Here is a 14,052-nt window from a genome sequence, read left to right as displayed (position 1 = left end):
CCGCATTCCTGCCGCGTGCGCGCGGCGCCTAGCGCTGCGCGAACTCCCGGGTGACCTCGTCCAGGCAGTCGTCGATTTCGTCGGCCTGCATCGTGGCGTAGGGGCGGAACTCGGGCACGGTGCCGGCGAGGCGCTGCTGTGCTTCGTACAGGGCGGGCAGGCTCAGGCAGATCTGGCGTACGCCGGGTTCGACGGTCTCGCGGATGGTCTTTTCCATCCGCCGCTCCAGGCTGCCGGTCATTGCGCTGAACATCAGCCGGAACAACCCCTGGTCCACGGCGTCGAGCGCTGCGTTGGCGCTGCGCTCGCCGAGTTCGATCCCGGCGATGGCGACCTCGATGACCTGGCCGCGATAGGCGAGCAGCTCCCGTCGCTGTGCCGCGTCGACGGCGACGGGCCGGCCCGCGAGCAGCAGGTCGCCAGCGGGCGTGATCTCCGCCTTGGGCAGCGGGTCGGCGCGGTCGTCGCCGCGCCCGCGTTTGCCCAGGCGCAGGTCCTGGCCCAGCTCGAGGTTGCCGGTTTCCAGTTCGGCGCGGGCAGCGGCCAGCTCGAGCCGGACCTCGCGCCGCGCCTCGTCCATGTCCGCGCGGATTTCGGCGCCGATGCCGGCAGCGGGACGCTCGTGGGCGAACGTGGCGGGCATGGCCAGCGCGGCGCCCAGCAGCACGGGCAGGATGGCGTGGCGGGAAAGTGCACGGCGCATGGGGCGGTCTCCGGTTCGCGAATCGATCAGCGGCGTGGCACGTCGACCGTGCCGCGTACGCCGCCATGGCTGACGTCGCCGCTGCCCACCGAGGACACGGTGAGGTTGCCGCCGACGCCCTGGACATCGAGGTCGCCCGAACCCACGGAACCCACCCGGACGCTGCCTCCGATGTCGGCCAGCCCGGCATCGCCCGAGCCGATCGAATCGATGGCCACGTTGCCGGTGGCGCGGCGCAGGGTGAAATCGCCCGAACCGATGCTGCCCACCTCGGTGTCGCCGCGCACGTTGCGTGCCTCGATGTCGCCCGAGCCGACCGAGAGCACCTTGAGCGCGCCGGCCTCGTCGATATCGATGTCGCCCGAGCCGACCTTGATCGTGACCTGGCCGAGGGTGCGGCGGATGTCCACGTCGCCCGAGCCCACGTCGGCACTGGCGGCCGCCGCACCCGTCAGCCAGGCGTCGCCCGAGCCGACGTCCAGCTGCACCAGGACGTGTTCGGGCAGGCCGGCCTCGAGGCTGAGGTAGGCGTAGCGGTTGCCGATGCCGAGGCCCCAGCCGCGGTCCTCTCGCGACAGGCGTACGCGCAGCCGCTCGCCATCCCGCTGCTGGGTGACGGTCAGCGCATCCAGGCGCTCCGCGCTCGACGCGCAGGCGCGACCGCTGATCCTGCCGGTCGGCGAGGCGGAGGCGTCGACACGCAACTCGTGCGGGCCGACCTCGAACATCACCGTCTTCACCCCGTCCAGGTCGAGGGCCAGGTCGCGCGGGGCGGAATGGGCGCAGTCGGCCGCGAGAGCGGGCGCGAACGCGGAGGCGAGGACGAGGGCCAGGAGGGGCAGGGGGGGCAGGATCGAATAGGTCATGCGGTGGTCCTTGTACGTGTGATGTCCGCACTGGGATGCGGCGGCACGGGCGATGGTTGAACCCGCGGTCAGTCGGCGCGCGCCGCCGCGGCGTCGGCCTCGGCGGCGGCGGAGGCGTCCGCAGGGGCGCTGCCGTGTTCGGACGCGTCGCGGCAGTCCTCGATGTCGCTGGTTTCCATGCGCGCGTAGGGCGCGAACTCGGGCACCGCGGCCGCCAGCGCATCCTGCGCCGCCAGCAGCGCGGGCAGGTGGTCGCACAGGCGCAGGGCCGAAGCCTCGAGCGCGGCGGCTTCGGCTTCGACGCGCTTCTCCATCTCCTCGGTATCGCCCCGCAGCAGGCTGCCGATGGCGTCGGCGGCCGCGCGCATGCCCAGGTCGGCGCCCTGCACGCCCAGGTCCATGCCGGTCTCGGCCACCGCGAGGATGCCTTCGCGGTATTCGCGGGCCAGCGCCCGGGTGGCCGCATCCATGGCGACAGCGTTCCCGGCCACGATCAGCTGGCCGTCGGGGGCGATTTCGGCCTTGGGCAGGTCGTCCGCGTTGCGGTGGACGCGCTTGCCGTTGATCCGGATATCGGTCGAGCCGTTGAGGCTGAGGTTGCCTTCGTGCAGCTCCTGGCGGGCCTTGTCCATCGCGGCGGCCACCGTGCGGCCCAGCGCGGTCTGCGGCGCGGGCCGGGTGTCGGCCTGCTCTGCCGCCGGCGGAGCGGACGCGGCGGCATCGTCGCGCTGGCAGGCGCCGAGCAGCGGCAGGCAGGCGAGGAGGGCGATGGTGGCGAGTGACTTCATGACGATGGCCTCGGGCTGTCGGGAGTGGATGCGACGCGTGGCGGAAGACTGGTGTGACGGGCGAGGGCGCCGGGCGGGGCTGGTCGGGACGCGATCGCGCTGTCGGGTCGTGTCATCCATGACGGGTGCCAGCAAAGACGGGCGCGGTCTTGTCAACGTGCGTCGTGTCATCGATGGCGGCGCGTCCGTTCTCCGGGATCGTCCGGCCTCCTTTCGTGGCCGGTCGTTCGCGATCGCAGGTGCAGGCTGGTTGGCGGTCGCGCCATCCATGGCGGCACATCGTCTCTCCGGATCCGTCCGGCCCGGCCATCCATGGCCGGGCGTTCGCCGAGGCGAACTGGCGGTAGGCCAGTCCGCGAGCGCTCGGCTCAGCCCTCGTCCCGCCAGCGGCGCAGGCGGATCGAGGCGAGGATCATCGCGGCGCCGGCAGCCACGCCGATCCACAGGTTGGCGCTGGCCAGGTTGCGGTACAGCGAGACGGGGCTGAGCAGCTTCTGCATCGCGGCCGGGCCGTCGCCCATCTCCGACAGGGTCTGCAGGTCCATGTAGGTCAGCGGGAACACGCTGGTCAGGGCGCGCAGCACGATGTCCCGGAAGAACGGCCAGGTCACGTCGTCGAACACGCCCAGGAACTCGAGCCAGCCGACGAAGATGCCGGCGAATACGGGGATCATGATCGCCCACAGGAAGGGCTTGCTCTTCGCCCAGGCCGAGCACAGCATGAGCCAGCCGATGGTCGGCATCGCCCAGAGCGCGTACACCGGCACGCCCAGCAGGTACATCAGCGCGATCTTCAGCGGGCTGGCCGGCCCCCACAGCAGGGTCGCCGGGTTGCCGCCGTAGAACAGCACCACCAGGCTGATCAGCGCCAGGAAGCCGAACAGGGTCGCGATCGCGGCCAGCACCGCCAGCAGCGGCGCGACGATGGTCGCGCTGGCCAGCTTCGACAGCACGGTCTGCGTGTCCGACAGCGGCAGCGACTTCCAGAACAGCACGCTGCGGTCCTTGCGCTCGTCGTACAGCGAGCCCAGGCAGTAGAAGAACAGCACGAAGGCCAGGACGATGAAGGGCCAGCTCGAGGCCATCAGCAGGGTCAGGTCGAGGCCGGCGCCCAGGTGCGCCAGCTCCTCGTGGCCCAGCTTGGAGGTCAGCATCCCCAGGTCCATGCCATTGATCTGGATCCGGGTGCCGTCGTCGAGCGAGATCGCCGCGTCGCCATCGACATGGCGGCTGGCGGCGACCATGGCCAGGACGATGCCCATCGCGGAGAGCAGCAGCGAAACCGCGCCGGCCACGAACGGGGCCCACAGGAAGCCCCCGCGGTTCTCCCAGTACTCGCGCCGGAGCAGCCAGCCGAAGCGGCGGGCAGGAGTGACGTGCGCTGCACCGGCCGGACGCGTGGCCTCGGTCAGGGTGTGAGCGGCGGCGTTCATGCGTAGGTTCCTTTCATCGTGGCGACGAACAGATCGGCCAGTCCCGGGGTGCGGGTCTCGCCGAAGGGCGACAGCGCGGATTGCGACACGCCGTCGAACAGCATCACGGTCTTGCCGAAGGGCAGGGCGCGCTCGTCGATGGGGCGCAGCGCGCGTGCGGCGTCGGCCTGGTCGGCGTTGACCAGCACTTCGACGAAGCGCTCGCCGACATCCTCCATCGGCGCGTCCAGGACCACCTTGCCGTCGCGGATGAACATCACGTCGGTGAGGATGTGCTCGATCTCCTCCACCTGGTGGGTGGTGATGACGATCGTCTTCTGCTCGTCGAAGTAGTCCTCCAGCAAGCGCTGGTAGAACTGCTTGCGGTAGAGGATGTCCAGGCCGAGTGTCGGCTCGTCGAGCACCAGCAGGCGCGCGTCGATGGCCATCACCAGGGCCAGGTGCAGCTGCACGATCATGCCCTTGGACATCTCGCGCACGCGCTGGTTGGGCTTGAGCTGGGTATTGGCCAGGAAACGCTGGCAGCGGGCGCGGTCGAAGCGGGGATGCACTCCGGCGACGAAGTCGATCGCCTCGCGCACGCGCATCCAGCGCGGCAGCACCGCCACGTCGGCGATGAAGCACACGTCGTTCATCAGTTCGTCGCGCTGGCTGCGCGGGTCGCGGCCGAGCACGCTCATCTCGCCCTGGAAGGGGATCAGGCCGAGCATGGCCTTGAGCGCGGTGGTCTTGCCGGCGCCGTTGGGGCCGATCAGGCCGACGATGCGGCCGGCGTCGATATGGAGGCTGGTGCCGTCGAGGGCGAGCTTGCTGCGATAGGCCTTGCGCAGGCCGCGGGCGTGCACCACCGGGAGGGTGTCGGCGATCGCGTTCATCGGGTGCCTCCGGCCGGCAGCGGCTGCAGCAGTTCCTCCAGCGCCAGGCCCAGGCGCTGGATGCGCTCGAGCACCAGCGGCCATTCCTCGCGCAGGAAGCGTTCGCGTTCGTTGACCAGCAGTTTCTTGGCGGCTTCTTCCGTGACGTACATGCCCAGGCCCCTTCGTTTTTCGACCAGCGACTCGTCGGCCAGCTCCTGGTAGGCGCGCGAGACGGTGATCGGATTGAGTTGGTATTCCGCGGCGACCTGCCGTACCGAGGGCAGGGCGTCGCCGGGTTTGAGTTCCCCGTCCAGCATCATCGCGATGACGCGCTCCTTCAGCTGGCGGTAGATGGGAGCGCCGTCGCTCCACTGGATATTGGTCATGGCTCAGCTCCGGCTGCCGTGGCCCGCGCGCGCGAACGAGAAATAGGGAACCGCGACCGCGCGCCGGACGTTGCCGCGGCGCTTGCGCGGCGCGGCTTCCGGCTCGGCGCCGCCGGCGCGGGCGCCGTCGGAACCGGCGGGCTCGCCGGACAGCAGCTCGACGGCGATGGTCTCGGCGGCGGCGGTGGCGATGAAACCGGCCGCCAGGGCCGCCGCGCTCTCGAGCGAGGGCGCGCGGGCGATCTCTTCCTCGAACTGCCGCGCGCGGGCAGCCACACGCGACTCGACCCCGCGCGCGAGCACCTCGTCGGCCAGCGGGTCCTCGGCCTCCTGCCGGGCGTCCTCGCGGGCGTCGGCCAGGTCGCGGGCCTCGGGGATGTGCGGAGTCGCGGCGATCGCCGGCTGCTCCAGACCGCCGGCATGCTCCACGGGGCGGGCGGCGATCAGGCCCAGGGCCAGCACCGTGCCGGTCACCGAGAAAGCCAGTATGGTGTTGCGGAGCTTGCGGTTCATGATGAACGTCCTGCTCTGGTGGATAGGTGTTGTATTCAACTATAACACCAGAACAGGCGGACGCAAGCGGTTTTGCACCCGTTTCCCCCCAACTGAAGTCATGGTCGGGTGCGATTCCCACCTCTCCGGGCGGAAATCCAATGAATTCAATAAGATATGTTCTTGCGACGGCCCTGCTGCTGGCGTCGGCGGCGGCGTCGGCCGGCGACCTGCTGGATCGCAGCTTCCGTCCCCTGACCGGCAAGCAGCCGGTCGAACTGGCCCAGGCCTACGGCGGCCAGGTCCTGCTGATCGTCAATACCGCCAGCAAATGCGGCCTGGCGCCGCAGTTCGAGGGCCTCGAAGCCCTGCATGCGCGCTACAAGGCGCGGGGATTTTCGGTGCTCGGCTTCCCTTCGGGGGATTTCCGTGGCCAGGAGTTCGAGGACGAGAAGAAGATCCAGGAATTTTGCACGCTCACCTATGGGGTCAAGTTCCCGATGTTCGAGCCCGTGCACGTGGTGGGCGAGCAGGCGACGCCGCTGTACCGCGACCTGCTCGCGGCCACGGGCGAGGCGCCGGCCTGGAACTTCCACAAATACCTGGTAGGTCGCGACGGCAAGGTCATCGCCTCGTTCGGGAGCCGGACGCTGCCGGAGGATCCGGAGATCGTGGCCGCGATCGAGCGCGCGCTGAAGGCGCCGGCGCCGGGTGCATGAGCGGCTGAACGCAGCGGGGCGCGATCGGCCCGGGCGATTGCCCGGGCGCTGCGCGGTCGCGACAATAGCCGGCTTGCGCCGCGACCGCGGCAGTCGTTCGGAGTGTTGCTTCCCATGAACCTGGTGATGCGCGGCCTCGCCGCGCTGGGACTGTCTGCGCTGCTCGCATCGGGCACGGCCTTCGCGCTGCAGGCGCCAGATGGCGGCCCGCTGTCGAGCGAGCGGGGGCGGATCAGCTATGTGGTCGGCATGGACGTGGGCGAGTCGATGGTCGCCGCTGCCCCCGACATCGATTTCGGGAGCTTCGAACGCGCGGTCGCCCAGGCCATGGCCGGCCGGCCGCCGCTGCTCAATGAGCAGGAAGCGGCCAGCGTCGGGCAGGCGTTGATGCAGCGCATGGCCGCGCGCAGCGGCCGCCGCGTGCCCGGGATGGCGCCCGGCGCCCAGCCGCCCGCGGTCGACCCGGGCAAGGTCGGGCTGCTGACCGGCCTCAACGTGGGCCGTTCGCTGGCGCCCCTGGCCGAGACCATCGACCTGCCGGTCTTCATGCAGGCGGTGCGCACCGTGGCCCAGGGCGGCGAGCCGCTGCTGGACACCGACCAGGCTTCGCAGGCGCGCAGCGCACTGGAAGAGTATTCGCGCGACAGCGCCCGCCGCCAGGCCGAGGGCAACCGCCAGGCCGGCGCCGAGTTCCTGGCCCGCAACCGCACCGCGCCCGGCGTGTTCGCCACCGGCTCCGGCCTGCAGTACAGCGTGCTGCGCCAGGGTACCGGCGCGCGCCCGCGCCCCGGCGACCGGGTCCGCGTGCACTATCGCGGCACACTGCTCGACGGCACCGAGTTCGACAGCTCCCTGGCCCGCAACGAGCCGGCGGAGTTTGGCCTCAACCAGGTGATCGCCGGCTGGACCGAGGGCCTGACCCTGATGCCGGTGGGCGCGAAGTACAAGTTCTGGATCCCGGGCGAGCTCGCCTACGGCCAGCGCGGCAGCCCGCCCCTGATCGGCCCGAACGCCACCCTGGTGTTCGAGGTCGAACTGCTCGACATCCTCTGAAGGGCGGCCACGCCGCCTGTTCCCCGTACATGTTCCGCATTGGAGTAAGCCGATGAAGGTTTCGAAGCGTTCCACCTCCCTGGTCGTGCTGGGTGCGACCCTGTCGCTGGCGCTGCTCGCCTGCAAGCCGCTGGACAAGGACACCGGCAAGCCGGTCGACGGCGGCGAGGATGCCGACGCCACGACGGCGACGGTGCAGCCGCTGGGCGGCATGAAGACCGAGCGCGAGCAGGTGAGCTATGTCATCGGCATGCAGATCGGCGAGAGCCTGAAGGGCGCCAAGGACGAGGTCGACCTCAACACCCTGTTCAAGGCCGTGCGCGCCACGCTCGACGGCAAGGACCCGCTGCTGAGCCAGGAGGAGGCGATGCAGGTCATGCAGTCCTTCGGCATGCGCATGCAGGCCAAGCAGCTGGCGGAACTGCAGGAGACCGGCAAGCGCAACATCGAGGAAGGCGAGAAGTTCTTCGCCGAGAACGCGAAGAAGGAAGGCGTGCAGGTGACCGAGTCGGGCCTCCAGTACCAGGTGCTCAGCGCCGGCGAGGGCGCGCGCCCGTCCGCCGAGGACAGCGTGCGCGTGCACTACCGCGGCAGCCTGCTCAACGGCGAGGTGTTCGACGACTCCTACGCCCGCGGCGAGCCGGTCGAGTTCGCGCTGGCGCAGGTCGTGCCGGGCTGGCAGGAAGGCCTGCAGCTGATGCCGGTGGGCAGCAAGTATCGCCTGTGGATCCCCGGCAACCTCGGCTACGGCGAGCAGGGCACGCCCGGCGGCCCGATCGGCCCGAACGCCACGCTGGTGTTCGAGGTGGAACTGCTCGACATCGTCAACGCCGCGCGCTGACGCGCGCCGGGCCGGATTCCGGACGCGAAGGATGCAAGTCACGATCTTCGGGACCGGCTACGTCGGCCTGGTGAGCGGCACCTGCCTGGCGGAGGTCGGGCACCGCGTGGTGTGCGTGGACGTGGACCAGGCCAAGATCGACGGCCTGGAACGCGGCGTGGTGCCGATCTACGAGCCCGGGCTGGAGCCGATGGTCCGGGCCAACCACGCCGCGGGCCGTCTGTCGTTCACGACCGACGCGGCGGGCGCGGTCGCCGGCGCCGAGGTGATCTTCATCGCCGTGGGCACGCCGCCGGACGACGACGGCAGCGCCGACGTCCGCCACGTGCTGGAGGCGGCGCGGACCATCGGCCGCCACCTGCAGGCGCCGGCCATCGTGGCCAGCAAGTCGACCGTGCCGGTGGGTACGGCCGACCGGGTCCGCGAGGCCATCGCCGCCGAACTCTCGGCGCGCGGGGTCGGGATCGAGTTCGACGTGGTCTCCAACCCGGAGTTCCTCAAGGAGGGAGCTGCGGTCGAGGACTGCATGCGGCCGGATCGCATCGTGATCGGCAGCGCCAGCGAGGCGTCGATCGCCAGCCTGCGCAGGCTGTACGCGCCATTCAACCGCAACCACGACCGCATCGTGTCCATGGACGTGCGCTCGGCCGAGCTGACCAAGTACGCGGCCAACGCCATGCTCGCGGCCAAGATCAGTTTCATGAACGAGATCGCCGGTATCGCCGAGAAGGTGGGCGCCGACGTCGAGCAGGTGCGCAAGGGCATCGGCTCGGATCCGCGCATCGGCTGGCACTTCATCTATCCCGGCGCCGGCTACGGCGGCTCGTGCTTCCCCAAGGACGTCAAGGCGCTGGCGCGCACGGCCGTGCAGCACGGCCACGAGCCGCTGCTGCTGCATGCGGTCGAGGCGGTGAACGAGCGCCAGAAAGGACACCTGTTCGAGCTGATGCTGCGCCACTACGGCGGGATCGATGCCCTGCGCGGCAAGACCGTGGCGCTGTGGGGACTGGCATTCAAGCCCGATACCGACGACATGCGCGAGGCCTCGAGCCGGCGCCTGCTGCAGCAGCTCTGGGAGGCCGGTGCCCGCGTGCGCGCCTTCGATCCCGAGGCGGTGCGGGAGGCGCGGCGCCTGTTCGGCGAGCGCGACGACCTGGTGCTTTGCGACAGCGACCACGCCGCGCTGCAGGGCGCCGACGCGCTCGCGGTGGTGACCGAGTGGAAGCAGTTCCGCAGCCCCGATTTCGCGGCGCTCCGACGCACGCTGGGCGATGCGGCGATCTTCGACGGCCGCAACCTCTACGACCCGGCCGAGGTCGAGGCCGCCGGCATCGCCTACTGGGGCATCGGCCGCGGCCGGTCCATCAGGGAGTAAGTCCATGTCCGATGCACTCGAACAGCGCGTGGTCGAGCTGGAGATGCGCCTGGCCTTCCAGGAACAGCTGCTTTCCGAACTGAACGACGCGCTGACGCAGATGCGCCTTGAAGCGGTGTCCAACGCGGAGCTGTTGAAGCGCGTGCTGGAAGACCTGAAACTGACCCGTGGCGACGGGCCGGGCGACCCCGCCCTCGAGCCCCCGCCGCCGCATTACTGAGCTTCGTATTCCGATGAGCGATTCACTGCGCGACCAGCTGCTCGGCCTGGGTTTCAAGCCCGCGCCCGCGAGCGAGCGCAAGCCCGCCCCGCAGCGCGGACCGCACAAGGGTGGGGCCGGCAAGGGCGACCCGCAGAAGCACGGGCCGCGTGCCGCCGCGACGCCCGGCGGCAGGCCGCGCAAGCCCGGCAAGCCGGGACGCCCGCGCTCGCAGGAGGACATCGACCTGGCCAAGGCCTATGCGATCCGCGCGCAGAAGGAGAAGGACGAGCGCATCGAGGCCGAACGCCGGCGCCAGGAGGAAGCGCGGCTGCGCCGCGAGGCGCGCGCGAAGCTCGAGGCGTTCCTCAAGGACCGCACGCTCAACGATCCCGAGGCGGAGATCGCGCGGCACTTCCCCTATGGCGGGAAGATCAAGCGCATCTACGTCAATGCCGACCAACTGCGCGCGCTCAACGCGGGCGAGCTCGGGGTGGCCCAGCTCAATGGGCGCTACCTGCTGGTGACCGCGGCCGACCTGGCCGAGGTGGAGTCGATCTTCCCGGCGGCGGTCGCGCTCAAGGTCGATCCCGACGCGCCGGCCGGCGAGGATCCCTACGCGGATCCGAAGTACCAGGTGCCCGACGACCTGGTCTGGTAATCCGCCGCGCCGCATGACCCACGCCATGCCAGCCGCCCCGCGCGACCACCTGGTGTTCGCGCACGCAAACGGTTTCCCCGGTCCGGTGTACGGCGAACTGTTCGAGGCCTGGCGCGGCCGGCTCGAGGTGTCCGCCGTGGACCGTTTCGGCCATGGCGGCGACTATCCCGTCGGGCCGCGCTGGACGGCGCTGGCGCGGCAGCTGTGCGAGCACGTGGACGCGCAGGTCGACCCCCGTGCGCGGCTGTGGCTGGTGGGGCATTCGCTGGGCGGTTACCTGAGCGTCCTGGCAGCGGCCTCCCTCGGGTCGCGCGTCGCCGGCGTGGTCCTGCTCGATTCGCCGCTGATCGGCGGCCTCACCGCGCGACTGGTGCGGCTGGGCCGCCAGGTCGGCTTCGACCGCTACCTGCTGCCGCTGCGCGAGACGGCGAGGCGGCGGCGCCACTGGCCCGACCTCGACGCGGTGCACGCACATTTTGCCGCCAAGCCCACGTTCGCGCGCTGGGACCCGGCGACCCTGCGCCGCTATGTCGAGCACGGCACGGCGACGCGGGAGGACGGCAGCCGTATCCTGCGTTTCGACCACGAGGTGGAGTTGGCGATCTACCGCAGCCTTCCGACCCGCACCGTGGTCGAGGCCGCGTACCGCGCCTTCGCGCCGATCGGCTTCATCGGTGGCACGCGTTCGCGCGAGTTGCGCCAGACCGGAATGCGCGCCACGCGCCAGGTGGTCGGCCCGCACCTGCGCTGGATCGAGGGCGGCCACCTGTTCCCGATGGAGCGCCCGCGCGAAACCGCGGACGCGGTACTGGCGATGCTCGCCGCGCTGGAACAGCGCCGGGCCGAGGCCGCCTGACTCCGGTTTCCGGCCGGGGCGAACGCGTCGCCCGCTACTCCGGGTCGTAGTCGAGGTTGGACGCCAGCCAGCGCTCCACCTGCGCCAGCTCCACGCCCTTGCGCCGCGCGTAGTCCTGGGCCTGCTCCTTCGACACCCGTCCGACCACGAAGTACTGGCTGCGCGGATGGCTGAAGTAGTAGCCGGAGACCGCCGCGGTGGGCAGCATCGCGTAGCTCTCGGTCAGGGTCATGCCGGCATTGCGCTGCGCGTCGAGCAGGCGGAACAGGGTCTGCTTCTCGCTGTGCTCGGGGCAGGCCGGGTAGCCGGGGGCAGGGCGGATGCCGCGGTAGCGCTCGGCGATCAGGGCTTCGTTGTCGAGCGCCTCGTCGGCGGCATAGCCCCAGAACTCGATGCGCACGCGCTGGTGCAGGCGTTCGGCGAAGGCCTCGGCGAGGCGGTCGGCCAGCGCCTTGAGCAGGATGGCGTTGTAGTCGTCGTGGTCGGCCTGGAAGCGCGCCAGGTGCTCCTCGATGCCGATGCCGGCGGTCACCGCGAACATGCCGATCCAGTCCTGCTGGCCGCAGCCCTGCGGCGCAATGAAGTCGGCGAGGCAGAAGTCGGGGCGGTCGACGGGCTTGTCGACCTGCTGGCGCAGGAAGTGCAGCCGCTCCGCGCCACCGTCGTGGCGGACCAGCACGTCGTCGCCCACGCTGGCCGCGGGCCAAAGCCCGAACACGCCGCGCGCGGTCAGCCACTTCTCCGCGATGATGCGCTCGAGCATCGCGCGCGCGTCGCGGTAGAGTTCCGAGGCCTGGCGACCGACCACCTCGTCCTCGAGGATCGCCGGGAACTTGCCGGCCAGTTCCCAGGCCTGGAAGAACGGCGTCCAGTCGATGCAGGCGGCCAGCTCCTCCAGCGGATAGTCGTCGAACACGTGCAGGCCAGGCTGCCTCGGCGCAGGCGGCGTGTAGCCGGCCCAGCCGCCGTCGAACTTCTGGCCGCGCGCCTTCTCCAGCGACACCAGCCGCTTGGCGTCGCCGCGGTTGCGGTGGCGTTCGCGGATCTCGGCGTAATCGGCCTCGTTGGCCGCCACGAAGGAGCCGCGCAGTTCCGGCGAGACCAGCGACTGCGCCACGCCCACCGCGCGCGAGGCGTCCTTGACCCAGATCGTGGGCGACTTGTAGAAGGGATCGATCTTGAGCGCGGTATGCGCCCGCGAGGTGGTAGCGCCTCCGATCATCAGCGGCACCTGCAGCCCTTGGCGCTGCATTTCGCGCGCGACGTGGCTCATCTCCTCCAGCGAGGGCGTGATCAGGCCCGAGACGCCCACCAGGTCGGCGTTCTCGGCGATCGCGGCGTCGATGATCTTCTGCGCCGGCACCATCACGCCGAGGTCGACCACCTCGAAGTTGTTGCAGGCCAGCACCACGCCGACGATGTTCTTGCCGATGTCGTGCACGTCGCCCTTGACCGTGGCCATCACCACCTTGCCGTTGTTCTTCCCGGCATCGCCGGTGCGCAGTTTCTCGGCCTCGATGTACGGCAGCAGGTAGGCCACGGCCTTCTTCATCACGCGCGCCGACTTGACCACCTGCGGCAGGAACATCTTGCCGGCCCCGAACAGGTCGCCGACGATGTTCATGCCTTCCATCAACGGGCCTTCGATGACGTCCAGCGGCCGCGCGCTCTGCCGGCGCGCCTCCTCGGCGTCCTGCTCGGCCCAGGCGTCGATGCCGTGCACCAGCGCGTGCGCCAGGCGCTCGGCGACCGGACGCTCGCGCCAGGACAGGTCTTCGGCCCGCGCCTTGCCCTTGCTGCCCTTGTACTTCTCGGCGTGCTCCAGCAGGCGCTCGGTGGCGTCGCGGCGGCGGTTGAGCACCACGTCCTCCACGCGCTCGCGCAGCTCGGGATCGAGGTCATCGTAGATCGGCATCGCCCCGGCATTGACGATGCCCATGTCCATGCCGGCGCGGATCGCGTGGTAGAGGAACACGCTATGGATCGCCTGGCGCACGGTCTCGTTGCCGCGGAACGAGAACGACACGTTCGACACGCCGCCCGAGACGTGGCAATGGGGGAGGGTCTGGCGGATGATCCGCGTCGCCTCGATGAAGTCGACGGCGTAGTTGTCGTGCTCCTCGATGCCGGTGGCGATGGCGAAGATGTTGGGGTCGAAGATGATGTCTTCGGGCGGGAAGCCGACCTCGTCGACCAGGATCCGGTAGGCGCGGGTGCAGATCTCGACCTTGCGCGCGCAGGTGTCGGCCTGGCCCTGCTCGTCGAACGCCATCACCACCGCGGCCGCGCCGTAGCGCAGGACCTTGCGCGCCTGCTCGACGAAGGCCTGTTCGCCTTCTTTGAGCGAGATCGAATTGACCACGCTCTTGCCCTGCAGGCACTTGAGGCCGGCCTCGATCACGCTCCACTTCGACGAATCGACCATCACCGGGATGCGGGCGATGTCGGGTTCGGACATGATCAGGTTGAGGAAGCGCGTCATCGCCGCTTCCGAATCGATCAGGCCCTCGTCCATGTTGACGTCGAGGATCTGGGCGCCGTTGGCCACCTGCTGGCGCGCCACCTCCACGGCCTCCTCGTAGCGGCCCTCCTTGACCAGCTTGCGGAACTGCGCGCTGCCGGTGACGTTGGTGCGCTCGCCGATGTTGACGAACAGCAGGTCCGGCGTGATCAGCAGCGGCTCGAGGCCGGACAGGCGGGTGTATCGGGGCATGTGGCTCATCGGGAAGCCTCCTTGGCCGGCGCGGGGCGCGGATCCAGGCCGGCGGAACGGTGCGGTGCGGAGGCGACGGTAGGACCGCGGCGGGAGCGCGCGCCGCCGGC

General features: G+C 70.4%; 15 protein-coding genes. 7 read left to right on the top strand and 8 right to left on the bottom strand.

The window, feature by feature from the left end; translation table 11 throughout:
* Positions 1-28 precede the first annotated feature (28 nt).
* From ACFQ2D_RS03575 to ACFQ2D_RS03545, 7 genes are all read right to left on the bottom strand, one after another.
* Positions 29-703, bottom strand: coding sequence for a hypothetical protein (locus ACFQ2D_RS03575; RefSeq protein WP_280940852.1), 675 nt, complete (start codon positions 701-703; stop codon positions 29-31).
* A gap of 26 nt (positions 704-729) precedes the next feature.
* Complete coding sequence (locus ACFQ2D_RS03570) at positions 730-1,569, bottom strand: hypothetical protein (RefSeq protein WP_280940853.1); 840 nt, start codon at positions 1,567-1,569, stop codon at positions 730-732.
* Positions 1,570-1,637: 68 nt separating this feature from the next.
* Positions 1,638-2,357 (bottom strand): hypothetical protein, encoded by a 720-nt coding sequence (locus ACFQ2D_RS03565; protein WP_280940854.1) that lies wholly within the window; start codon positions 2,355-2,357, stop codon positions 1,638-1,640.
* A 368-nt stretch (positions 2,358-2,725) separates the two neighbouring features.
* Positions 2,726-3,790, bottom strand: coding sequence for a hypothetical protein (locus ACFQ2D_RS03560; protein ID WP_280940855.1), 1,065 nt, complete (start codon positions 3,788-3,790; stop codon positions 2,726-2,728).
* Positions 3,787-4,665, bottom strand: a complete 879-nt coding sequence (locus ACFQ2D_RS03555; RefSeq protein ID WP_280940856.1) for an ABC transporter ATP-binding protein — start codon at positions 4,663-4,665, stop codon at positions 3,787-3,789. The genes ACFQ2D_RS03560 and ACFQ2D_RS03555 overlap by 4 nt, the downstream gene beginning before the upstream one ends.
* On the bottom strand, positions 4,662-5,033 hold the full coding sequence (locus ACFQ2D_RS03550; RefSeq protein WP_280940857.1) for a GntR family transcriptional regulator: 372 nt from the start codon (positions 5,031-5,033) through the stop codon (positions 4,662-4,664). The genes ACFQ2D_RS03555 and ACFQ2D_RS03550 overlap by 4 nt, the downstream gene beginning before the upstream one ends.
* A 3-nt stretch (positions 5,034-5,036) precedes the next feature.
* Positions 5,037-5,546 carry a hypothetical protein gene (locus ACFQ2D_RS03545; RefSeq protein WP_280940858.1) on the bottom strand — a complete coding sequence of 170 codons (510 nt, stop codon included), beginning with the start codon at positions 5,544-5,546 and terminating at the stop codon, positions 5,037-5,039.
* A 140-nt stretch (positions 5,547-5,686) separates the two neighbouring features.
* Between ACFQ2D_RS03545 and ACFQ2D_RS03540 the strand changes: the two genes are divergently transcribed.
* The 7 genes from ACFQ2D_RS03540 (at position 5,687) to ACFQ2D_RS03510 (ending at position 11,229) form a co-directional block, all read left to right on the top strand.
* Positions 5,687-6,244, top strand: coding sequence for a glutathione peroxidase (locus tag ACFQ2D_RS03540; RefSeq protein ID WP_280940859.1), 558 nt, complete (start codon positions 5,687-5,689; stop codon positions 6,242-6,244).
* A gap of 114 nt (positions 6,245-6,358) precedes the next feature.
* On the top strand, positions 6,359-7,297 hold the full coding sequence (locus tag ACFQ2D_RS03535) for an FKBP-type peptidyl-prolyl cis-trans isomerase (RefSeq protein ID WP_280940860.1): 939 nt from the start codon (positions 6,359-6,361) through the stop codon (positions 7,295-7,297).
* A gap of 52 nt (positions 7,298-7,349) precedes the next feature.
* The gene (locus ACFQ2D_RS03530) at positions 7,350-8,138 is read left to right on the top strand and encodes an FKBP-type peptidyl-prolyl cis-trans isomerase (RefSeq protein WP_280940861.1); all 789 of its coding nucleotides are present in this window, start codon (positions 7,350-7,352) and stop codon (positions 8,136-8,138) included.
* 31 nt (positions 8,139-8,169) lie between these two features.
* Positions 8,170-9,513, top strand: coding sequence for a UDP-glucose dehydrogenase family protein (locus ACFQ2D_RS03525; protein ID WP_280940862.1), 1,344 nt, complete (start codon positions 8,170-8,172; stop codon positions 9,511-9,513).
* Between the two features lie 4 nt (positions 9,514-9,517).
* The gene (locus tag ACFQ2D_RS03520; RefSeq protein ID WP_280940863.1) at positions 9,518-9,733 is read left to right on the top strand and encodes a SlyX family protein; all 216 of its coding nucleotides are present in this window, start codon (positions 9,518-9,520) and stop codon (positions 9,731-9,733) included.
* A 13-nt stretch (positions 9,734-9,746) separates the two neighbouring features.
* Positions 9,747-10,373 carry a DUF2058 domain-containing protein gene (locus tag ACFQ2D_RS03515; protein ID WP_280940864.1) on the top strand — a complete coding sequence of 209 codons (627 nt, stop codon included), beginning with the start codon at positions 9,747-9,749 and terminating at the stop codon, positions 10,371-10,373.
* 25 nt (positions 10,374-10,398) lie between these two features.
* Complete coding sequence (locus tag ACFQ2D_RS03510; protein ID WP_280940865.1) at positions 10,399-11,229, top strand: alpha/beta fold hydrolase; 831 nt, start codon at positions 10,399-10,401, stop codon at positions 11,227-11,229.
* Positions 11,230-11,263: 34 nt separating this feature from the next.
* On the opposite strand, the gene metH is transcribed toward ACFQ2D_RS03510, so the two are convergent.
* On the bottom strand, positions 11,264-13,951 hold the full coding sequence (gene metH, locus ACFQ2D_RS03505; protein ID WP_280940866.1) for a methionine synthase: 2,688 nt from the start codon (positions 13,949-13,951) through the stop codon (positions 11,264-11,266).
* Between the last annotated feature and the right edge of the window lie 101 nt (positions 13,952-14,052).

Origin of the sequence: Luteimonas composti (genome assembly GCF_042678665.1) — a bacterium.
GTDB lineage: Bacteria > Pseudomonadota > Gammaproteobacteria > Xanthomonadales > Xanthomonadaceae > Luteimonas > Luteimonas composti.
Note: the sequence above shows the minus strand (reverse complement) of the source record. Positions and strands in the feature narration are given on the sequence as shown.